This window comes from Bacillus sp. N6 (assembly GCF_052805735.1).
On sequence record NZ_CM127843.1, the window covers coordinates 737501 to 758172 of the forward strand.

Below are 20672 nucleotides of genomic sequence, written 5' to 3' on the forward strand. Positions count from 1 at the left end.
CATCGCTCAACGGATAAAAGCTACCCCGGGGATAACAGGCTTATCTCCCCCAAGAGTCCACATCGACGGGGAGGTTTGGCACCTCGATGTCGGCTCATCGCATCCTGGGGCTGTAGTCGGTCCCAAGGGTTGGGCTGTTCGCCCATTAAAGCGGTACGCGAGCTGGGTTCAGAACGTCGTGAGACAGTTCGGTCCCTATCCGTCGTGGGCGTAGGAAATTTGAGAGGAGCTGTCCTTAGTACGAGAGGACCGGGATGGACGCACCGCTGGTGTACCAGTTGTTCTGCCAAGGGCATAGCTGGGTAGCTATGTGCGGAAGGGATAAGTGCTGAAAGCATCTAAGCATGAAGCCCCCCTCAAGATGAGATTTCCCATAGCGTAAGCTAGTAAGATCCCTGAAAGATGATCAGGTTGATAGGTTCGAGGTGGAAGCATGGTGACATGTGGAGCTGACGAATACTAATAGATCGAGGACTTAACCATATAATATGAAGCAATGTTATCTAGTTTTGAAAGAATATAAAAAACTTGTTGACTTTTAAAAGCAAATGAGTTAAAATGATTCTTGTCTTAAATGAATACAGTCTGGTAATGATGGCAGAGAGGTCACACCCGTTCCCATACCGAACACGGAAGTTAAGCTCTCTAGCGCCGATGGTAGTTGGGACCTTGTCCCTGTGAGAGTAGGACGTTGCCAGGCAAAATGGAGGATTAGCTCAGCTGGGAGAGCACCTGCCTTACAAGCAGGGGGTCGGCGGTTCGATCCCGTCATCCTCCACCATATATGTCGGAGGGGTAGCGAAGTGGCTAAACGCGGCGGACTGTAAATCCGCTCCTTCGGGTTCGGCAGTTCGAATCTGCCCCCCTCCACCATTCTTAATTAATGGGCTATAGCCAAGCGGTAAGGCAACGGACTTTGACTCCGTCATGCGCTGGTTCGAATCCAGCTAGCCCAGCCATTAAGAGCCATTAGCTCAGTTGGTAGAGCATCTGACTTTTAATCAGAGGGTCGAAGGTTCGAATCCTTCATGGCTCACCATTTTTAATAAAACATGCGGGTGTGGCGGAATTGGCAGACGCACTAGACTTAGGATCTAGCGCCTTTGGCGTGGGGGTTCGACTCCCTTCACCCGCACTTTTAATAAAATAACTCATACATGTCTTGCGGAAGTAGTTCAGTGGTAGAATACAACCTTGCCAAGGTTGGGGTCGCGGGTTCGAATCCCGTCTTCCGCTCCAATTTTCAATATGACATGCCGGGGTGGCGGAACAGGCAGACGCACAGGACTTAAAATCCTGCGGTGGGTGACCACCGTGCGGGTTCGACCCCCGCCCTCGGCACCATATGCGCCCGTAGCTCAATTGGATAGAGCGTTTGACTACGGATCAAGAGGTTAGGGGTTCGACTCCTCTCGGGCGCGCTTTTATTAACGGGAAGTGGCTCAGCTTGGTAGAGCACCTGGTTTGGGACCAGGGGGTCGCAGGTTCAAATCCTGTCTTCCCGATATTCCATAAAACATGGGGCCTTAGCTCAGCTGGGAGAGCGCCTGCCTTGCACGCAGGAGGTCAGCGGTTCGATCCCGCTAGGCTCCACTTTATTTAATATATGTCTCGGAGGTATACCCAAGTTCGGCTGAAGGGATCGGTCTTGAAAACCGACAGGCGGTGAGAATCGCGCGGGGGTTCGAATCCCTCTACCTCCTCCATTTTTAAAAATGGTTTAGACATATAATAATAAAATATTTATTTTTTCCTTCATGGAGGTATACCCAAGTTCGGCTGAAGGGATCGGTCTTGAAAACCGACAGGCGGCGAGAGTCGCGCGGGGGTTCGAATCCCTCTACCTCCTCCATTTTTTAATTTAATATTGTCGCGGGGTGGAGCAGCACGGTAGCTCGTCGGGCTCATAACCCGAAGGTCGCAGGTTCAAATCCTGTCCCCGCAACCAAATGGTCCCGTGGTGTAGTGGTTAACATGCCTGCCTGTCACGCAGGAGATCGCCGGTTCGACCCCGGTCGGGACCGCCATTTATGTTGGCTCGGTAGCTCAGTCGGTAGAGCAGAGGACTGAAAATCCTCGTGTCGGCGGTTCGATTCCGTCCCGAGCCACCATTTTTTTATGCCGGCTTAGCTCAATTGGTAGAGCAACTGACTTGTAATCAGTAGGTTGGGGGTTCAAGTCCTCTAGCCGGCATCATTTAGGGGCATAGTTTAAAGGTAGAACTGAGGTCTCCAAAACCTCCAGTGTGGGTTCGATTCCTACTGCCCCTGTAAAGTATATGGGCCTATAGCTCAGCTGGTTAGAGCGCACGCCTGATAAGCGTGAGGTCGATGGTTCGAGTCCATTTAGGCCCACCATATATTATTCCGCAGTAGCTCAGTGGTAGAGCTATCGGCTGTTAACCGATCGGTCGTAGGTTCGAGTCCTACCTGCGGAGCCATGGCCCGTTGGTCAAGTGGTTAAGACACCGCCCTTTCACGGCGGTAACACGGGTTCGAATCCCGTACGGGTCATACAAAAAAGAGTCAGCATTATGCTGGCTCTTTTTTATTTTGTTGATCCTTTTTATCATTTTACTTTCCAGAAATAAATAAAGGAATTTTGGAAAAGCTATGGTATGTATAAAAAGGAGGAAATAAATAATGACACGAGTTAGAGACTTAATGAGTACCCATATTGTACATTGTACACCGCTAGACAATGTATATGAGGCAGCTGTAAAAATGAAGGAAGAATCGGTTGGGTTAATTCCTGTTGTTGAAAATGAGCAAGTTGTTGGGCTTGTTACTGATCGAGATTTAGTTGTTCGAGGGATTGCTGAAAAACATCCTGGATCTAATAAAATTACAAATGTAATGACAACAAATATTATCTCAGTTTCTCCAAATGATTCTATTGAAAAAGCTACAGAGCTAATGGCACAGTATCAAATTAGACGGTTACCAGTAGTTGATAGTGGTCAGCTTATTGGCATGTTAGCACTAGGAGATTTAGCTATAAGGGAATCGGCAGATGATCAAGCTGGATTTGCCTTGAGCGAAATCTCAGAGCGTACAGAGTAAATTGAAACTTTAATTAACCGAGATTTTAATGGTCACTCATAAAGAGCTAAATTATATATAAAGTTCAGATGCATTATTCTAGTATATATGGATTAAACTAATATGTTAGCGTGATGTATCTGAGACATTATATAATAAGGATATGGTTAATAATTTCCACAGTTTTTTTAAATTTGTTATTCTTCATTTTTAATAAGAGAAAAGATGATATACTGATAGATATAAGTATTATGAGGGATTTTGAATATAACAATATTAATTTTTAGTGGTACGATAATAAATTAATATTTCCTACATAGATGAAAAGGGAAGGGGAATTATATGAAGGCTGTACAGGGCGATCCAAATTGGAATTTGGTTACAGATACATATATAGAACCAAATAATTTCGCTGAATTATTTTCTTTGCTTGTACCTTGTCACCCAAAAGGTGAGGGGAAAGAACGAACTATATTAGTATGGAAAGAGAAAGAATTTTATAAAGAAGAAAATTTAGCGGCATTTATCGTATATGGCATGAATAAAGTAAAGAATTTACCGCAGTTTCATAAAGATGAAATTCCAACTTTAGTGCGTATTCTTCGCTTATGCCAAGAGATTGGTTGGTATGAAGAGGCAAATGCTTTTATGATAGCACAAGGATTAGCTGAGTTTGTTCATACTTCATTGGAATATGAAACATGGGATCTTTTGACGCAATCAGTTGCTTTAAACTATTTAATTATTAAATATCGTATAGGTGAATTGACAGATAGGGATATTGAAATTTGGGATAGAGTTAAATTTAATGAGAAATGTATAACCGATTGTAAACATTTATTATCTCATAAAGAAGTATTGGAATTTACATTCTTTTATATGTGTAAGAGAGCGAAATCATTATCAAAAGAGCAATTAAATAGTGATATGATGAGTTTAGCAATGTATTGTAATACTTTCGTATATGATTTATATACACATGATTTATTACGGAAATATCGTAAGTGTACAGATTTCCTATCATATTATGGACCTAGTCAGGCAGTTTTAGCATGTCAAAGAGCTGTATTATCTCAAATTTCCGATCGCTTAGACCCATTAAAGACAACACATGTAGATGATTATTTATATGTAATGAAAGAAATGATGGAGCATATGACGATAGGAGTAATGGATCGATACGGTCATTTTATTGGAAAGCTACTATCTTATGTGCCATTTTTCGAGATGATACAAGTTCCACAGCATGCATATTATTGTGAAGAATTACTGTATATTTGTAAGGGCATTGAATATAAAGAAGAAACACTACGCAATTATATATTTATACAATTACATGATTGTTTACCATCATTCTTTAGGCTATTTCTTAAAAATAAGCGTTACGCAACGATTCATGATATTCTTTTCTATTGGTGCGATGACGAACAACGAATGAGCTTAGAGAAAAAATATAATCTGAGCTTTATTTATGAAAAATATGCTTGTGGATAAACAATATTTTCGATATGAAAAATTAATATAAATTAAAAAGGATCTCCAGTTTATGTGAGATCCTTTTTTGTTAGTAAAACAAGGAGAAAGTGATTAAAACAAGAAACAACATTCCATATAGGAGAAGTTGTGCAGTATAACTTCCTTGTATACCAAAAAAAGTATTGGCTTTCTTATACAAATGCAATATGTATTTTATTGGAGCATCTTTGAAAGATTGGTACACAGTGTCTCCTCTTTCTAAGCTTCTTGTTTTTGTTTTTGGTTATAAGGGACATTAATATATCTAGCTACAAATAATAAAACAGCCATAAAGAATACTGGAAATACAGTAGATAAATAAAAGCCATTACTAATTATATTTGTTATGAGAGCACTCAAAAGAAATATAGCGTTATAAATATGGGCAATTTTTTGTTTTAGTTGCACTTGAAATGATTCCATCATAATTTCTAATGCAACAAAAGCAATAATAATAGATAAAAATACAATATTTGTATTGTAAATGATTAAACAACAGATTAAACCTAAAAAGGCTGCGTATTCAATTATAAGAGGTATATTGCGTGGCATACAATTTACCTAACTAAATATGGCAGTGGATTTACTGCATTTGTTTTTTCAAAATTCCATTCTCCATTATGTAATTCAAAATGAAGATGTTGCCCGTATGAATGACCTGTGTTGCCCATATGACCTACTAATTGTCCAGCTTGTACTTGATCACCAGTTTGTACAGTGCGATCCTTCATATGAGCATAAACAGTTGTATATAATTTCCCATTGATTTGATGCGCAATGAACACAACATTGCCATAGCTAGCTGAATAATAAGATTTCACAACTTTACCTGCAGCAGCAGCTTGGATAGAGACGTTCCCTGGAGCAGCAATATCTATACCATAATGCATTTGTTCCCATCGTATATCAAAGGTTGAGCTAATTCTTCCTTGAGCAGGGAATTTGAAAGCAGCTGGAATAGATGAAGGCTGATCTGTTTTAGCCTGTGGTTGATTTTGTACTACATAGTGTTTTGCTACATATCCGTATCCTGTGCCAAAACGAATTTTATACCAAGTTCCTACAGTTTCTACTACTTGTACTTGTGTACCGTTTTGTAATGAACCGAGTAGAGCGCTACTTGTACTAGTGTTGCTACGTACATTCAGATTAGGTGTTGCAACAGTATATTTTGTATTATTTTGAACGGTGATTCCTTTTACTAAGGGTTGTGAACCATTAGAGATGAATGCTTTTTGTACGTAACCCGTTTGGCCATTATGTGATATTTTATACCATTCGCCTTGATCTTCTTGAACGGTAATAAACTTGCCATTTGGTAATACATCTAAAATGGAAGATTCTAAATTAGGTTCAGAGCGAACGTTTAATGCATTAGCATTGACGATGTATTGATCATTAGATTGAAGTTTGTTTTTTAGTAAAATAGCATCTTTTTGTACATAACCTACTTTATTATGAACAGATACTTTATACCAACCATTAGTTGTTTCAAGGATGTTCACTTTTGTATTAAAGCGAATTGTATCAATTGATGTGCTCTTTACGTTATCTTCTGTATGTAATGCTACTTGATCGACTTTGACATACCCAGTTTTAACATTAGATAATTGTTCAGCGTTTGCTTTTTGTACATTTGTTTCACCCATAGAAGGAAGTAAAGAAGCAATCGCTACAGTAGTTGCTGTTAAAGCAGTAGCTTTCATATTCATGGAATAGAGACCTCCTCTAGTTGTATAGTTGTAATTTTATTATAGTATAAAGATATAATATAGTGGGTGTATTCACATAAATGTAATATGAAATCAATATAAAAATAAATTTTTTGAGGATAATGATTCCTTTTTAAACAATTAATTGGAGTTTTATTTTCTAAAATAGAATGTATGTATTGTATAACTTTAATTTTTTGTTGATAATTAAGAAAATTAAAATAGTTGATGATGTCTTATTAGGGTGTTATACTGACAGTGATAATTTTATAGTTTGCTAGGAGAGCTGGTGTTGCCAGCTGAGAGTAGGCCGTAAGCCTTTGATCCTTTTTATTACCTGATCTAGATTATGCTAGCGTAGGGAAGCAATTCGGACACTAACAATGAGTCCCCGTTTCTTTGCGTATAGAAACGGGGCTTTTTTATTTGAAAATTTCATATTGAAACCACTAGGGGTGCTTGATTTGCTGAGAGAGGAATAATCCTTAACCCTTATAACACCTGATCTAGGTAATACTAGCGAAGGGAAGTGGAACATCGAATAAATGTATAATTTTATTTGCTGTAACCACTTCTTATATATAGAAGTGGTTTTTTATTTAGATACATATATTGAAAGGGGATAGAGAAATGAAATTTTGCGATAGATTATTAGAAACTGTGCAACCGGTTTGGGAGATGAGTCATAATCATCCGTTTGTAGTGGGTATGGGAGATGGCACGTTAGAAAAAGATAAATTTCAGTATTATATTATTCAAGATTATTTATATCTGCTAGATTATGCAAAATTATATGCGATTGGTGTTGTAAAAGCAACGAATCCACAAGTAATGGGAAAGTTCGCTGAACAAATTGATGGAATATTAAATGGCGAAATGACAATCCATAAACAATATGCAAAAAGACTTGGAATTTCTATAGAGGAGATAGAGTCTGCAAAGCCATCTGCTAAAAATTTAGCTTATACAAATTACATGATGTCTGTATCTCAAAATGGCACACTTGCAGAATTAATAGCAGCGCTTCTTCCATGTATGTGGAGCTACTGGGAAATTGGAAAGCGTTTAAATGATATTCCTGGAGCAAGAGATCATGAGTTTTTTGGTGAGTGGATTCAAGGATATAGTTCGGAAGAATACGGTAATCTTTGTATTTGGTTAATAGATTTATTAAATGAAATGGCAGTTGGAAAGTCTGAGAAAGAACTAGATAGATTAGAGGAGATTTTCTTATATTCCAGTCGATTTGAATATTTATTCTGGGATATGTCCTATCGTAAGGAGATGTGGGGATTTGAGGAGCAAGAACATACTACAGTTTCATAATGTTTCTTTTCATTACGATGAGAAACCAATCATCCATGAATTAAATGCTTCTATACATGAGAAAGAGTTTTTCAGTATTATCGGACCGAGTGGATGTGGGAAAAGTACTTTATTTCGCCTTATTACAGGCCTAGAGAAGGTAAGTACTGGAAAGATAGAACTGACAGAAACAAAGCACCATCCTGTAGGATATATGCCGCAAAAAGATATGCTTTTGCCGTGGAGAACAATTATTGAGAATGCTGCTCTGCCGCTAGAGTGCCAAGGTGTACAGAAGAAAGAAGCACAAGTAAAGGCAAAGGAACTGTTATATAAATTTGGTTTACAAGGATATGAGACAAAACATCCGAAAGATTTATCTGGTGGTATGAGGCAACGCGTATCTTTTATCCGAACTTTGTTAACGGGCGGGGAGATATTGTTATTAGATGAACCGTTTAGCGCGTTAGATGCTTTAACGAAGGCCTCTTTGCAAGAATGGCTGTTTGAACAATGGCAAGAGTGGGAAAAAACAATTTTATTCATTACTCATGATGTTGAAGAAGCGTTATTTCTTTCGAACCGAGTTTTAGTAGTGGAACAGCAGCCGATAACGACTTTGACTGAGCGGATTGTACCACTTGATCATAACAGAACACGAAAAGATTTATATAAACCGGAAGTATTAGCGCTGAAAGATGAGCTTCTTAGTATGTTACAAAGGCAGGTACTTGTGTGATGAACCGATTGAAAGAATTAGTTCCTGCTATTACACTTTCTAGTATTTTACTAGCTGTGTGGGAAATAGGAGCAAGAATTGTAGATGAGATGTACATTTTACCGTCACCGTCTGCGATTGTAATGAAGATATGGAAACTAAAAGACATATTATTTACGGTTCATTTACCTGCAACGTTATACGTCGTTTTAATAGGTGTTGTTATTTCTATCATATTAGGTGTAGGGCTAGCGATGTTAATGAATGCGAGTACATGGATGGAAAGAGCATTTTATCCATTATTAGTTGCTTCACAAACGATTCCGATTACTGCGCTTGCTCCGCTATTTGTTTTATGGTTTGGATACACAATTTGGAGTAAGGTTGTTGTCACAGTTTTAATTACGTTTTTCCCGATTGCGGTCAATACGTATGATGGACTGCGTAGTACAAAAAAAGAATGGGAGGAGCTCTTAGTTACATATGGAGCAACGAAAAGAGATATTTTTCTTAAATTAAAGTTGCCGTCTGCTCTTCCTTATTTTTTCTCAGCTTTAAAAATTGCAGTTCCGCTTAGTGTTATCGGAGCAGCAATTGGAGAATGGCTCGGTGCACAAGCTGGACTTGGATATTTCAGTAAGAGAATGATGACGCAGTTAGATGGAGCTGGCGTATTTGCACCCATTGTATTGTTATCATTATTAGCTATTTTCTTCGTCGTACTTATTTCCATATTAGAAAAGAAATTCATTAGTTGGAGGAAGCATTCATGAAATTTTTAAAGCGCATCTTTGTGTTTACATTATTAATTGCAATGATTACAGGATGTTCAAGTAATTCAGCATCAGAAAAAAGTAAAAAAGAGAAAGAAATAACAGTCATGTTAGATTGGTATCCAAATGCGGTACATAGCTTTATTTATGCAGCAATTGAAAAAGGATACTTTAAAGAAGAAGGTGTAAAGGTAAATATTAAATTCCCTTCTAATCCGACTGATCCATTAACATTGGCAGCAGCAGGGAAGGTGACAGTTGGCTTGTATTATCAGCCAGATGTTGTTATGGCAAGAGCAAATGAGCAAATTCCAGTGAAATCAATTGGGGCTGTCGTACGTTCACCATTAAATCATGTCGTATCGCTGAAATCAGCGGGTATTCAATCACCGAAAGATTTAGAAGGAAAAACAGTAGGATATTCTGGAACACCTTTAAGTGAGATGTATTTAAAAACGATGGTAAAAGAAGCTGGTGGTAATCCTGATACAGTGAAAGTAGTTGATGTTGGATTTGATTTAGTACCAGCCTTAATTACGAAAAAAGTGGATGCGGTAACAGGGGCATACATTAATCATGAAGTACCGGTTATGCGTCATGAAGGCCATGAACCAGCTTACTTTAATCCAGCTGATTACGGAGTACCGAACTATCATGAACTTGTGTTTGTAACAGGTGATAAAACGTTGAAAAAAGATAAAGAAGCGTTGCAAGCTTTCTTACGTGGTACGAAAAAAGGCTATGATTTCATGAAGAAAAACCCAGATGAAGCATTGAATATTTTATTAAATCATCAAGAAAAAGAAAACTTCCCACTTGTGCCAGAAGTTGAAAAGGAAAGTATGAAAATTTTATTAGAGAAGATGGAAACGAAAGATGAGCCATTTTTATCAGATTCAAAAGAATCTTGGGAGAAACAAAATAAATGGCTGAAGGACAAAGGAATGACGAAAGAAACCGTTCCAGTCGATGAACTATTCGAAAATATTTTAAAGTAGGCGAATGAATATGAAAAATGAGCTCCACGTAATCTCAAATGGCCATATGCCATTCGAAGATTTAGTGAATGTAGCGATGCAAATTGAGAGTGAGATTGATTATTTGCATATTCGTGAGCGTGAGAAGAGTACGAAGGAGTTATATGAAGGTGTGGAAAGTCTTTTAATGGAAGGCTTTCCGGCTTCTAAAATTGTCATAAATGATCGAATTGATATTGCAATTTTATTAAATATTCCTCGTGTTCAACTAGGGTATCGAAGCACAGATGTAAAGTCAGTGAAAGAAAAGTTTTCGTATTTGCATGTCGGTTATTCTGTGCATTCGCTAGATGAAGCGATAGTAGCATTTAAAAATGGAGCGGATTCACTCGTTTATGGTCATGTATTTCCGACAGATTGTAAAAAAGGTGTGCCAGCGAGAGGGCTTGAAGAAATTTCTGACATTGCAAGGTGTTTATCTATACCGATTACAGCAATTGGAGGAATTACTCCAGAAAACGCAGTGGATGTCCTTACTAACGGTGTAAGCGGTATAGCAGTTATGTCCGGAATTGTAAGTAGTAGTGACCCGTATAGCAAAGCGAAATCTTATAAGGAATCAATAAGAAAGTGGGCGGAAAAACATGTGTGAGAAGTATGATGTAGCGATTATTGGTGGTGGTGTAATTGGTAGTTCAGTTGCACATTTTCTAGCAGAAAGAGGACATAAAGTAGCGATTGTAGAGAAGCAAAGAATTGCATCGGAAGCTTCAAAAGCAGCTGCTGGTCTACTTGGTGTTCAGGCAGAATGGGATGCGTATGATCCGCTATTTGAACTTGCTAGAGAAAGCCGAGCTATATTTCCACAACTTGCAGCAGTTTTACGTGAAAAGACGGGTATTGATATTGGATATGAAGAAAAAGGAATTTATCGTATTGCTCAAAATGAAGATGAGAAGGAAAGAATTCTTCACATTATGGATTGGCAGCAAAAAACAGGTGAAGATTCCTATTTTCTAACGGGAGACCATGTGCGGGAAAAAGAGCCGTATCTATCCGAATCTATTATAGGAGCAGTATATTATCCGAAAGACGGTCATGTTATTGCACCAGAGCTTACGAAAGCATTCGCACATTCTGCGGCAATGTCAGGTGCTGATATATATGAACAGACAGAAGTGTTTGATATTCGTATTGAAAATAATAAAGTGACTGGAGTTATTACAAGTGAAGGTATTGTCACATGTGAGAAAGTCGTTATTGCAGGAGGTTCATGGAGCACGAAGTTACTCAGTTATTTTCACCACGATTGGGGGACATATCCAGTTAAAGGAGAAGTGGTTGCGGTAAGAAGTAGAAAACAACTTTTAAAAGCACCTATTTTTCAAGAAAGATTTTACATTACTCCAAAGCGCGGTGGACGTTACGTAATTGGGGCAACAATGAAGCACCATACGTTCAATAAAACTGTGCAGCTAGAAAGTATAACTTCTATATTAGAGCGTGCTTATACAATATTGCCAGCTTTAAAAGAAGCAGAATGGGAAAGCACGTGGGCAGGATTAAGACCACAATCGAACCATGAAGCTCCTTATATGGGGGAGCATGAAGAAATAAAAGGTTTATATGCTTGCACGGGCCATTATCGAAACGGTATTTTATTAAGTCCTATTTCTGGCCAATATATGGCTGATTTAATAGAAGGAAAGCAAGAGAATTATTTGCTAGATTCATTGCTTTCTAGAAGAGTTTAGAAAGGGGATGGAAGTTTGAATTTAAAAATTAATGGTAACCAAATTGAAGTGCCAGCGAGTGTAAAAACAGTAGCTGAGCTACTTACACATTTAGAACTAGATAACAGAATTGTTGTAGTAGAGCGTAATAAAGATATTTTACAAAAAGATGATCATACAGATACATCTGTTTTTGATGGAGACCAAATTGAGATTGTAACTTTCGTAGGAGGCGGTTGATTATGTTAAACATTGGACCATTTTCATTTCATTCTAGACTGTTATTAGGAACAGGTAAATTCCCTGATTTTGACGTACAGCAAAAGGCAATTGACGTTTCTGAAGCTGAAATTTTAACGTTTGCAGTACGTCGTATGGATATCTTTGATGCAAAGCAACCTAATTTATTAGAGAAACTTGATGTGAAAAAATATACGTTATTACCAAATACAGCAGGGGCAAAAAACGCTGAAGAGGCTGTTCGTATTGCAAAATTAGCAAAAGCTTCTGGGCTTTGTGACATGATAAAGGTAGAAGTTATTGGTGATGATAGAACGTTATTACCGGATCCGGTAGAAACGTTAAAGGCATCTGAAATGTTACTGAAAGAAGGATTTATCGTACTTCCGTATACATCTGATGATGTTGTATTAGCACGTAAATTACAAGAGCTTGGCGTGCATGCGATTATGCCAGGAGCATCTCCAATCGGATCAGGACTTGGTATTGTAAATCCATTAAATTTGAGCTTCATTATTGAACAAGCGGCAGTACCAGTTATCGTTGATGCCGGTATTGGTAGCCCAGCTGATGCGGCATTTGCAATGGAATTAGGAGCAGATGGCGTGTTATTAAATACAGCTGTATCAGGAGCAAAAGATCCTATTAAAATGGCACAGGCAATGAAACTAAGTATTGAAGCAGGACGTTTAGGATTTGAAGCAGGTCGTATTGCACGTAAGCGCTGTGCAACTGCAAGTAGTCCTTTAGAAGGAATGAGCGTAGTTGAATAATCGATATTCTCGCCAAGAACTATTTTCTCCAATTGGAGCAGAAGGGCAGCAAAAGATAAGAGAAAAGCATGTACTTATTATCGGTGCAGGTGCATTAGGTAGTGCAAATGCAGAGATGTTTGTAAGAGCGGGTGTTGGCAAGATAACAATTGTTGACCGTGATTATGTAGATTGGAGTAATCTACAAAGACAACAATTGTATGCAGAGAGCGACGTAAAGAATAATCTCCCAAAAGCTATAGCGGCTAAAAAACGTTTAGAAGAGATTAATAGCGATGTAACAATAAAAGCTCTCGTTCAAGATGTAACAGCTGAAGAGCTAGAAGAACTTGTTACAAACGTTGATGTAATGATTGATGCGACTGATAATTTTGAAACACGCTTTATTGTGAATGATATAGCACAAAAATATTCTATTCCATGGATTTACGGTGCATGTGTAGGTAGTTACGGTCTTTCTTATACAATCATTCCTAGTAAAACACCATGTTTATCATGTTTATTGCAGTCGATTCCGCTTGGCGGGGCAACATGTGATACAGCGGGTATTATATCACCTGCTGTATCTCTTGTCGTTTCTCATCAAGTAACAGAAGCTCTTAAACTGTTAGTAGAAGATTACGAATCACTTCGAGATGGGCTTGTATCGTTTGATATGTGGAAGAATGAGTATTCATGTATGAATGTGCAAAAGCTTCGCCAGCATAATTGTTCTTCATGCGGAGAGAATGCATTATATCCGTATTTAAATAAAGAGAACACATCAAAAACAGCAGTTTTATGCGGGCGAAATACAGTTCAAATTAGACCACCTCATAAAGAGGAAATGAATTTTGAACAATATAAAGAGTTGCTGGAAGGTCGCGTGAATGATTTAAATGTAAATCCATATTTACTATCATTTTCTGTTGAAGACAAGAGGTTAGTCGCCTTTAAAGATGGCCGTGTGCTCGTACATGGAACGAAAGATATAAGCGAAGCAAAAACGATTTATCATCGCTATTTTGGATAGAAAAGGATGAGTGGGATGAAAGTGAATAAAGCTTTAACAATTGCAGGGTCTGATAGCGGCGGCGGTGCTGGAATTCAGGCAGATTTAAAAACATTCCAAGAGCTTGGTGTATACGGAATGACGGCTATTACGGCAATTACTGCTCAAAACACGCTTGGCGTTCAAGGGGTATATCCTGTTCCGTTAGAAGGTATTACAGAACAGCTGAATTCAATTGGTACGGATTTAACACCAGATGCAGTGAAACTAGGAATGTTATTTAGTAGTGAAATAATTCAAATTGTTGCAGAACAAATTAAAAAATTTGGCTGGAATAATATTGTGCTAGATCCCGTTATGATCGCAAAAGGCGGTGCATCATTATTACAGCAAGAAGCAGTTCATGCATTAAAAGAATATTTATTACCAGTAGCAACCGTTATAACACCGAATGTTCCAGAAGCAGAAGTGTTAACTGGGATGGAGATTCATAATGTTGAAGATAGTAAGGAAGCTGCAAAAGTATTGCACGAATTAGGTGCTAAATATGTGCTTATGAAGGGCGGACATGCAGAATATCAAGGTAATGAAGTAATTGATTTCCTCTTTGATGGAGAAGAATTTATTGAGTTTAGAAGCGAGCGAATTCCTTCAAAGCAAACGCACGGAAGTGGGTGCACATTTGCTTCAGCGGTTACAGCAGGACTTGCGAAAGGATACTCAATTGAAGATGCTGTTCAAGAAGCAAAACGATTTATTAGTATAGCAATTGAAGAGCCATTGAATATTGGTAGTGGTCATGGACCGACGAATCATTTTGCGTATAAAGTGAATAGAACGCGTGTATAGATAAGTGAAAAGCCAGTTTTATAACTGGCTTTTTTTCTGTTTACTTTTTCAAAATACAGGAGTAATATATCAGCCAGAATATATTTTTTTGTAAACGCTGAGTCCAATTATATGGAGCGGAGGAACCAATTTGTGCAGTGTCACTAGGGGTGAATCTTTCAAATTTGAAAGTAGGGCTACTCTCAAAGCCCGAATCCGACAGCTAACTTCGTAAGCGTCTTGAGAGAGGACGGTGCCATGATGGATACATCACTTCATCGATCTGATTAGTATAGGGGAATATCAATCTATGTTTGATTTCTTTTATACTAAGGAGGATGAGGTACATGGAACTAACACTTATTTGTGTTGGAGAAGAAAGTAAGGTAAATAGTTTAAGAGATCTAGTTGCATTTCAACATGAGTTAGTTATTTTTACAGCAAATGAAGAGGTAGCGGCTGAAGTTAGGAATTGTGGGTTTGATTGGACTTATAGTTGTAGTAAGGAGCAGGATTTTACTAGTATTTGTGAGTGTATTAAGAAGGTCATTTTACTAGGGGATGAGCTTCCAATCGTTAGTTTCTTCACAGAACACATTCGTTTTTCTTTTCAAGCACCTATTACTGTTGTTACAAGGAATAAACGATATCCAGCGAGGCTCTATGAAACAATTGGAGCTAAGTTTGTCGTGTTTACAAATTGTGATAATATTTCTTTTTTATTTTTTGAATAGGGCGGGGGAAGAAATGATGAAGGTACTATTACTTGGAGATATAGCAAATCGTTGGGCAGTATCGGTAGAGCGAGTTCAAGAATTGGTCCAGATTGATCCCCTTTTTCCAGGGCCATATATTATATTACCATCAAAAGATGCTTTGTATTTAGAGATGGATATTACCGAGTATGAGCAGCTACATGCAGAATTGACACAAGTTTATATTCGTGGGAGAAATTTACGTGCATTTTTACGAGGAGAATAAAGGGTGAATAAAAAAGAGCGAATGCTGAGTGCAACAAGCTATGCACTTCATGTCATTCGCTCTTTTTATTTCATATTTAAAAGGTCATTTTTAAGAAAAGAAAAGAGAAATAAAGAAAATAGATGAAATAACAGTAATAATCTTCAATGTAAGCGTTTAAATGAATGTAAATATTATTATTTTCAGTAATTTACCCCTTTACAAGTGAAATATAGAGGAGTATATTTACTCTCATAAATCATTCATAAAATTTCCAAAAAAACCTAAAATCGCTGAGTTCCAGAAATGGAGCGGGGGAACCAATTTTGTGCATCGTCACTTGGGGTGAATCTTTCAGTTTTGAAAGTAGGGCTACTCTTTAGGCCCGAATCCGACAGCTAACCTCGTAAGCGTTTAGAGAGGAGGTTTACTTTTTGTTGTTCATTTTTTGAACACTGAGTAGAGCTCAGTGTTCTTTTTTAATATTTAAATGGTAAATTTTAACAAAAAGAGAGGGATAGTTATGTTAGATGTTGTAATGGTCGGGATTTTTATTTTATTAGTTGCATCGATGGCAAGTCTTGCAAGTTGGTCAGATAAAGTTGTGAAAGAAGGAAAGCAATCATGATGATTGTCTTATCGGTTATTGTCGCAGCAATTACAGTGTATTTAGTGTATGCATTATTAAATCCAGAGAAGTTTTAATTAGGGGGAATTATTCATTATGATTTGGGTTGCAGTCATTATTACAATGCTCTTGTTTATTTTAGTAGCAAAGCCAACGGGGATTTATTTAGAAAAAGCTTTTCAAGGTAGCAAAACGTTAGATAAAGTATTCGGGCCTTTTGAAAAACTTATTTTTAAAATTACGGGTGTAAAAGCATACAATCAAACGTGGAAACAGTACGCATTATCATTAGTTTTATTAAATGGATTTATGATCGTTGTCGTATACTTCATTTTCAGATTACAAGGTGTGCTGCCACTAAATCCAGCGCATATTGAAGGGATGGAGCCTACGCTCGCTTTTAATACAGCAATTAGTTTTATGGCTGATACAAACTTACAGCATTATAGCGGTGAAAATGGTTTATCTTATTTATCACAATTAATCGGAATTACATTTTTAATGTTTGCGGCACCAGCAACGACATTAGCGCTCGTTATGGCTTTTATAAGAGGACTTGCTGGAAAAGAACTTGGTAACTTTTTCGTTGATTTTACGAGAGCGTTAACGAGAGTGTTTCTTCCTATCGCATTTATTGCGGCACTAGTTTTTGTCGCACTTGGCGTACCACAAACGTTAGATGGGGCGGTTACAGCACAAACGATTGAAGGTGCAAAGCAAAGTATTTTACGTGGACCTGTTGCATCATTCGTTTCCATTAAGGAACTTGGAAATAACGGCGGTGGATTTTTCGGAGCAAACTCTACGCATCCTTTCGAAAATCCAGGACAAATGAGTAATATTTTGCAAATGATGCTTATGATGTTATTACCAACAGCACTTCCATTTACGTACGGACGAATGGTCGGAAATAAAAAACAAGGCCGCATTCTTTTCGTGTCACTATTTATGGTATTTTTACTAGGGTTTATAACGATTACGACATCTGAACTAAACGGGAACCCGGCATTAAATGGAATGGGTATCGAACATGTACAAGGAAGTACAGAAGGGAAAGAAGTACGATTTGGAACAGTATTTTCTTCACTATACGCAACAGTAACGACAGCTGCTGAAACTGGGGCTGTTAATACGATGCATGATACGTTAACACCAATTGGCGGTCTAGTTCCACTTGTAAATATGATGTTAAATACAGTGTATGGCGGAGTTGGAGCAGGCTTTGTAAACATTATTATGTATGCAATTATCGCGGTGTTTATATCTGGGTTAATGGTTGGACGGACACCAGAGTTTTTAGGTAAAAAGATTGAAGGTAAGGAAATGAAATTAATCGCAGTCACGATTTTATTTCATCCATTGCTCATTTTAGGATTTTCGGCATTAGCTCTTTCAACAAATTTAGGAACGGATGCTATTTCTCATTCCGGTTTCCACGGTTTAACACAAGTTGTATATGAATATACATCGTCAGCTGCGAATAACGGATCTGGATTTGAAGGATTAGGAGATAATACACCGTTTTGGAATATTACGACTGGTTTAGTTATGTTTTTAGGACGCTACTTCAGTTTAATTACGATGCTAGCTGTGGCAGCTTCGTTGAAAGAAAAAACGGTAGTGCCAGAAACAGTCGGAACGTTCCGTACAGATAATAGTTTATTTGGTGGCATCTTCATCGGAACGATTGTAATTGTTGGTGCATTAACATTTTTCCCGATGTTAGTACTCGGACCAATTGCAGAATTTCTTACATTGAAGTAATGGAGGGTAAATGATGAGACCGGTAGTAGTAAAAGAAAAACAAGTAAATGAGACACAAATACATGCTGTAGAAGATGAGGTTAGACAAGCGAAAACGATGGATCGTGATATCGTAACACATGCGATGAAGCAATCCATTGCGAAATTGAATCCGAAAGTCATGATAAAGAATCCGATTATGTTCGTTGTGGAAATTGGGTTTATCATTACGTTCATTTTATCTTTTCTTCCAAGCAGTTCTAGTAGTATACCAGGATGGTTTAATATAACAGTTTCTCTTATTCTATTATTTACAGTTTTATTTGCGAATTTTGCAGAAGCATTAGCAGAAGGTCGCGGTAAAGCGCAAGCCGATTCTTTAAAACAGTCGAAGAAAGATGTGTTTGCAAATGTTGTAAAAGAAAATGGAGACATTGTCCAAGTTTCAGCAACTGATCTTAGAAAAGGTGACGTTGTTATCGTAAAACAAGGAGAAATGATTCCAAATGATGGTGAAGTAATCAAAGGATTAGCGTCTGTAGATGAATCTGCAATTACAGGAGAATCAGCTCCTGTAATAAAAGAAGCGGGTGGTGATTTTTGTTCCGTAACAGGTGGAACGATGGTGGTAAGTGATGAAATTACAATTGTTATTACGAGTAATCCTGGTGAATCATTTATCGACAAAATGATTTCTTTAGTAGAAGGAGCTGCTCGTCAAAAAACGCCGAATGAGATTGCTTTAAATACAGTATTAACGAGCTTAACTCTTATCTTCTTGATCGTCGTTGTGACGTTGCCGATTTTTACAAATTATTTAGGTTTTCAAATTGATACAGCTGTACTCGTAGCATTGTTAGTATGTTTAATTCCAACGACAATTGGTGGTTTGCTATCAGCGATTGGTATTGCTGGGATGGATCGGGTGACAAAATTTAACGTGTTAGCGATGTCAGGGAAAGCAGTAGAAGCTGCGGGCGATATTAATACAATTATTTTAGATAAAACAGGTACAATTACTTTTGGGAACCGGATGGCTCATACATTATTACCTGTAGGAAATGAAACGATTGAGCAAGTTGGAAAGTGGGCTGCTATTAGTTCTGTTTTAGATGAAACGCCAGAAGGTCGATCTGTTATTGAGTATGTGCATGGAAAATCTATATCATATAATAGAGAACTTGCAGAACAAGGGGAGTTTGTTCCGTTTAAAGCAGAAACGAGAATGAGCGGTGTTGATTTACAAGACGGAACGAAAGTGAGAAAAGGTGCTGTCGGTGCTGTTATTGAATGGGTTGGGTCACAAGGTGGAACAATTCCGAAAGATGTAAATCAAAAAGCAGACTTAATTTCAAAAGAGGGCGGAACACCACTTGTAGTTGCAGTAGATAATCGTATTTACGGTTTAATTTATTTAAAAGATACAGTAAAACCGGGTATGCGTGAGCGTTTTGAACAGTTGCGTCAAATGGGGATTAAAACGGTTATGTGTACAGGTGATAATCCGTTAACAGCAGCAACGATTGCAAAAGAAGCAGGAGTAGATGAATTCGTTGCCGAGTGTAAACCAGAAGATAAAATTGCGGTTATTAAAGCAGAGCAAGATAAAGGGAAACTTGTAGCGATGACAGGTGATGGTACAAATGATGCTCCGGCATTAGCACAGGCTGACGTTGGATTAGCGATGAATAGTGGTACGACAGCTGCGAAAGAAGCAGCGAATATGATTGATTTAGACTCGAATCCAACGAAAATTATTGAGGTTGTAGGAATTGGTAAGCAATTGTTAATGACACGTGGTGCGTTAACGACGTTTAGTATTGCAAATGATATAGCGAAATATTTTGCGATTATTCCAGCGATGTTTACACTTGCGATTCCGCAAATGGAAGCATTGAACATTATGAAATTAACATCACCACTGTCAGCGATTTTATCAGCATTAATATTTAACGCTGTTATTATTCCATTACTCATTCCGTTAGCGATGAAAGGTATTGCATATAAACCGATGAGTTCTAATGCATTGCTTAGCCGAAACTTACTTATTTATGGGCTTGGCGGAGTTATCGTTCCGTTCATTGGAATTAAAGTAATTGATATAATTGTCGGCTTGTTCATATAAGGAAGAGGGGAAAAAGATGGAGAAGAAACAAAGTATACTATCACCAATTATCCGTATTACTTTTACATTTCTAGTGTTGTGTGGACTTGTATATCCACTTATTGTTACTGGTATTGCACAAGCCGTGATGAAGGATAATGCGGATGGAAGTCTAATATATAATGATAAAAATGAAGTGATTGGTTCTAAATTAATCGGGCAAAACTTCACGGATCCACGTTATTTTCAAGGGCGTGTTTCTAGTATTGAATATAAGGCTGAAGCATCTGGTTCAAATAACTATGCACCATCTAATCCAGATTTAGAGAAACGAGTAGAGAAAAGTATTGAAGAGTGGAAGAAACAAAATCCGAGCGTTCCAGTAACAGAAGTACCGATAGATTTAGTGACAAATTCAGGTTCAGGGCTTGATCCTGATATTAGTCCAAAGGCGGCCTCGGTGCAAGTGGATCGCATTTCGAAATTAACGAATATTCCGAAAGAAAAACTTAATCAATTGATTAAAGATCAAACAGAAGGTGCTGCACTTGGTTTATTTGGAGAAGATCGAGTGAATGTCTTAAAGCTAAATTTAGCATTACAAAAATTAATGAAATAGTAACAGTGCTAC

Annotated in this window: 22 protein-coding genes, 20 tRNA genes, 2 rRNA genes and 4 riboswitches (1 of these 48 cut by a window edge); of the genes, 42 read left to right on the forward strand and 2 right to left on the reverse strand. The window is 37.8% G+C overall.

The window, feature by feature from the left end; all coding sequences use genetic code 11:
* The 24 genes from ACUXVC_RS03675 to ACUXVC_RS03790 form a co-directional block, all read left to right on the forward strand.
* Positions 1–483 (forward strand): 23S ribosomal RNA (locus tag ACUXVC_RS03675) (it extends 2439 nt beyond the left edge of the window).
* A 101-nt stretch (positions 484–584) separates the two neighbouring features.
* Positions 585–700, forward strand: a 5S ribosomal RNA gene (gene rrf, locus ACUXVC_RS03680).
* A 5-nt stretch (positions 701–705) separates the two neighbouring features.
* Positions 706–781, forward strand: a tRNA-Val gene (locus ACUXVC_RS03685).
* Positions 782–789: 8 nt separating this feature from the next.
* Positions 790–873, forward strand: a tRNA-Tyr gene (locus ACUXVC_RS03690).
* A gap of 11 nt (positions 874–884) precedes the next feature.
* Positions 885–959 (forward strand) — tRNA-Gln (locus ACUXVC_RS03695).
* A gap of 4 nt (positions 960–963) precedes the next feature.
* Positions 964–1039, forward strand: a tRNA-Lys gene (locus tag ACUXVC_RS03700).
* 15 nt (positions 1040–1054) lie between these two features.
* Positions 1055–1135, forward strand: a tRNA-Leu gene (locus ACUXVC_RS03705).
* A gap of 29 nt (positions 1136–1164) precedes the next feature.
* A tRNA-Gly gene (locus tag ACUXVC_RS03710) sits at positions 1165–1239 on the forward strand.
* A gap of 16 nt (positions 1240–1255) precedes the next feature.
* Positions 1256–1344: transfer RNA gene (locus ACUXVC_RS03715), tRNA-Leu, on the forward strand.
* Between the two features lie 3 nt (positions 1345–1347).
* Positions 1348–1421 (forward strand) — tRNA-Arg (locus ACUXVC_RS03720).
* A 10-nt stretch (positions 1422–1431) separates the two neighbouring features.
* Positions 1432–1505: transfer RNA gene (locus ACUXVC_RS03725), tRNA-Pro, on the forward strand.
* Between the two features lie 15 nt (positions 1506–1520).
* Positions 1521–1593, forward strand: a tRNA-Ala gene (locus ACUXVC_RS03730).
* 20 nt (positions 1594–1613) lie between these two features.
* Positions 1614–1706 (forward strand) — tRNA-Ser (locus ACUXVC_RS03735).
* A 53-nt stretch (positions 1707–1759) separates the two neighbouring features.
* A tRNA-Ser gene (locus ACUXVC_RS03740) sits at positions 1760–1852 on the forward strand.
* Positions 1853–1871: 19 nt separating this feature from the next.
* Positions 1872–1948 (forward strand) — tRNA-Met (locus tag ACUXVC_RS03745).
* A 3-nt stretch (positions 1949–1951) separates the two neighbouring features.
* Positions 1952–2027, forward strand: a tRNA-Asp gene (locus ACUXVC_RS03750).
* 8 nt (positions 2028–2035) lie between these two features.
* A tRNA-Phe gene (locus tag ACUXVC_RS03755) sits at positions 2036–2111 on the forward strand.
* Positions 2112–2120: 9 nt separating this feature from the next.
* Positions 2121–2193 (forward strand) — tRNA-Thr (locus ACUXVC_RS03760).
* A gap of 6 nt (positions 2194–2199) precedes the next feature.
* Positions 2200–2270, forward strand: a tRNA-Trp gene (locus tag ACUXVC_RS03765).
* Between the two features lie 10 nt (positions 2271–2280).
* Positions 2281–2357 (forward strand) — tRNA-Ile (locus ACUXVC_RS03770).
* An 8-nt stretch (positions 2358–2365) separates the two neighbouring features.
* Positions 2366–2440 (forward strand) — tRNA-Asn (locus ACUXVC_RS03775).
* Position 2441: 1 nt separating this feature from the next.
* A tRNA-Glu gene (locus ACUXVC_RS03780) sits at positions 2442–2513 on the forward strand.
* A gap of 129 nt (positions 2514–2642) precedes the next feature.
* Positions 2643–3062, forward strand: a complete 420-nt coding sequence (locus ACUXVC_RS03785) for a CBS domain-containing protein (RefSeq protein ID WP_000199012.1) — start codon at positions 2643–2645, stop codon at positions 3060–3062.
* Between the two features lie 321 nt (positions 3063–3383).
* Complete coding sequence (locus tag ACUXVC_RS03790) at positions 3384–4535, forward strand: DUF3965 domain-containing protein (RefSeq protein ID WP_000648915.1); 1152 nt, start codon at positions 3384–3386, stop codon at positions 4533–4535.
* A gap of 240 nt (positions 4536–4775) precedes the next feature.
* Here ACUXVC_RS03790 and ACUXVC_RS03795 read toward each other — a convergent pair whose 3' ends face one another.
* A complete protein-coding gene (locus ACUXVC_RS03795) occupies positions 4776–5108 on the reverse strand; it encodes a hypothetical protein (RefSeq protein ID WP_001137817.1) in 333 nt (110 codons plus the stop codon).
* A gap of 5 nt (positions 5109–5113) precedes the next feature.
* Entirely contained in the window at positions 5114–6268 is a 1155-nt protein-coding gene (locus tag ACUXVC_RS03800) for an SH3 domain-containing protein (RefSeq protein WP_001056045.1), read from the reverse strand.
* A gap of 269 nt (positions 6269–6537) precedes the next feature.
* Positions 6538–6649: riboswitch (TPP riboswitch) on the forward strand.
* 60 nt (positions 6650–6709) lie between these two features.
* Positions 6710–6813, forward strand: a riboswitch (TPP riboswitch).
* A gap of 85 nt (positions 6814–6898) precedes the next feature.
* Here ACUXVC_RS03800 and tenA point away from each other — a divergent pair.
* From tenA to kdpC, 18 genes are all read left to right on the forward strand, one after another.
* A complete protein-coding gene (gene tenA / locus ACUXVC_RS03805; RefSeq protein WP_000666826.1) occupies positions 6899–7594 on the forward strand; it encodes a thiaminase II in 696 nt (231 codons plus the stop codon).
* On the forward strand, positions 7563–8312 hold the full coding sequence (locus ACUXVC_RS03810) for an ABC transporter ATP-binding protein (protein ID WP_446025923.1): 750 nt from the start codon (positions 7563–7565) through the stop codon (positions 8310–8312). Before tenA ends, ACUXVC_RS03810 begins: the two co-directional genes overlap by 32 nt.
* The gene (locus tag ACUXVC_RS03815) at positions 8312–9064 is read left to right on the forward strand and encodes an ABC transporter permease (RefSeq protein WP_095691393.1); all 753 of its coding nucleotides are present in this window, start codon (positions 8312–8314) and stop codon (positions 9062–9064) included. The genes ACUXVC_RS03810 and ACUXVC_RS03815 overlap by 1 nt, the downstream gene beginning before the upstream one ends.
* Positions 9061–10062: an ABC transporter substrate-binding protein gene (locus ACUXVC_RS03820; protein WP_095691392.1), complete on the forward strand. Its 1002-nt coding sequence runs from the start codon at positions 9061–9063 to the stop codon at positions 10060–10062. The genes ACUXVC_RS03815 and ACUXVC_RS03820 overlap by 4 nt, the downstream gene beginning before the upstream one ends.
* Positions 10063–10072: 10 nt before the next feature.
* On the forward strand, positions 10073–10693 hold the full coding sequence (tenI, locus tag ACUXVC_RS03825; RefSeq protein WP_095691391.1) for a thiazole tautomerase TenI: 621 nt from the start codon (positions 10073–10075) through the stop codon (positions 10691–10693).
* Positions 10686–11795, forward strand: coding sequence for a glycine oxidase ThiO (gene thiO / locus ACUXVC_RS03830; protein WP_064532539.1), 1110 nt, complete (start codon positions 10686–10688; stop codon positions 11793–11795). Before tenI ends, thiO begins: the two co-directional genes overlap by 8 nt.
* A 15-nt stretch (positions 11796–11810) precedes the next feature.
* On the forward strand, positions 11811–12014 hold the full coding sequence (thiS, locus tag ACUXVC_RS03835) for a sulfur carrier protein ThiS (RefSeq protein WP_001049502.1): 204 nt from the start codon (positions 11811–11813) through the stop codon (positions 12012–12014).
* Between the two features lie 2 nt (positions 12015–12016).
* Positions 12017–12787, forward strand: a complete 771-nt coding sequence (gene thiG / locus ACUXVC_RS03840; RefSeq protein WP_075717580.1) for a thiazole synthase — start codon at positions 12017–12019, stop codon at positions 12785–12787.
* Positions 12780–13799: a thiazole biosynthesis adenylyltransferase ThiF gene (gene thiF / locus ACUXVC_RS03845; protein ID WP_075717582.1), complete on the forward strand. Its 1020-nt coding sequence runs from the start codon at positions 12780–12782 to the stop codon at positions 13797–13799. Before thiG ends, thiF begins: the two co-directional genes overlap by 8 nt.
* A 15-nt stretch (positions 13800–13814) precedes the next feature.
* Positions 13815–14627 carry a bifunctional hydroxymethylpyrimidine kinase/phosphomethylpyrimidine kinase gene (gene thiD / locus ACUXVC_RS03850; RefSeq protein ID WP_029441655.1) on the forward strand — a complete coding sequence of 271 codons (813 nt, stop codon included), beginning with the start codon at positions 13815–13817 and terminating at the stop codon, positions 14625–14627.
* An 85-nt stretch (positions 14628–14712) separates the two neighbouring features.
* Positions 14713–14860: riboswitch (cyclic di-AMP (ydaO/yuaA leader) on the forward strand.
* Positions 14861–14953: 93 nt separating this feature from the next.
* Positions 14954–15340 (forward strand): hypothetical protein, encoded by a 387-nt coding sequence (locus ACUXVC_RS03855; RefSeq protein ID WP_000424087.1) that lies wholly within the window; start codon positions 14954–14956, stop codon positions 15338–15340.
* Positions 15341–15353: 13 nt separating this feature from the next.
* Positions 15354–15587, forward strand: a complete 234-nt coding sequence (locus ACUXVC_RS03860; RefSeq protein ID WP_002025339.1) for a hypothetical protein — start codon at positions 15354–15356, stop codon at positions 15585–15587.
* A 3-nt stretch (positions 15588–15590) separates the two neighbouring features.
* Positions 15591–15713, forward strand: coding sequence for a hypothetical protein (locus tag ACUXVC_RS03865; RefSeq protein ID WP_001034421.1), 123 nt, complete (start codon positions 15591–15593; stop codon positions 15711–15713).
* Between the two features lie 134 nt (positions 15714–15847).
* Positions 15848–15993, forward strand: a riboswitch (cyclic di-AMP (ydaO/yuaA leader).
* 96 nt (positions 15994–16089) lie between these two features.
* Positions 16090–16194, forward strand: coding sequence for a SipW-dependent-type signal peptide-containing protein (locus ACUXVC_RS03870; protein WP_000887894.1), 105 nt, complete (start codon positions 16090–16092; stop codon positions 16192–16194).
* A complete protein-coding gene (kdpF, locus tag ACUXVC_RS03875; protein ID WP_223153441.1) occupies positions 16194–16271 on the forward strand; it encodes a K(+)-transporting ATPase subunit F in 78 nt (25 codons plus the stop codon). Before ACUXVC_RS03870 ends, kdpF begins: the two co-directional genes overlap by 1 nt.
* A 19-nt stretch (positions 16272–16290) precedes the next feature.
* Positions 16291–17958, forward strand: a complete 1668-nt coding sequence (gene kdpA / locus ACUXVC_RS03880) for a potassium-transporting ATPase subunit KdpA (RefSeq protein WP_000638330.1) — start codon at positions 16291–16293, stop codon at positions 17956–17958.
* A gap of 13 nt (positions 17959–17971) precedes the next feature.
* A complete protein-coding gene (kdpB, locus tag ACUXVC_RS03885; protein ID WP_141241116.1) occupies positions 17972–20062 on the forward strand; it encodes a potassium-transporting ATPase subunit KdpB in 2091 nt (696 codons plus the stop codon).
* Positions 20063–20078: 16 nt separating this feature from the next.
* Entirely contained in the window at positions 20079–20660 is a 582-nt protein-coding gene (kdpC, locus tag ACUXVC_RS03890) for a K(+)-transporting ATPase subunit C (protein ID WP_000412607.1), read from the forward strand.
* Positions 20661–20672: the final 12 nt, after the last annotated feature.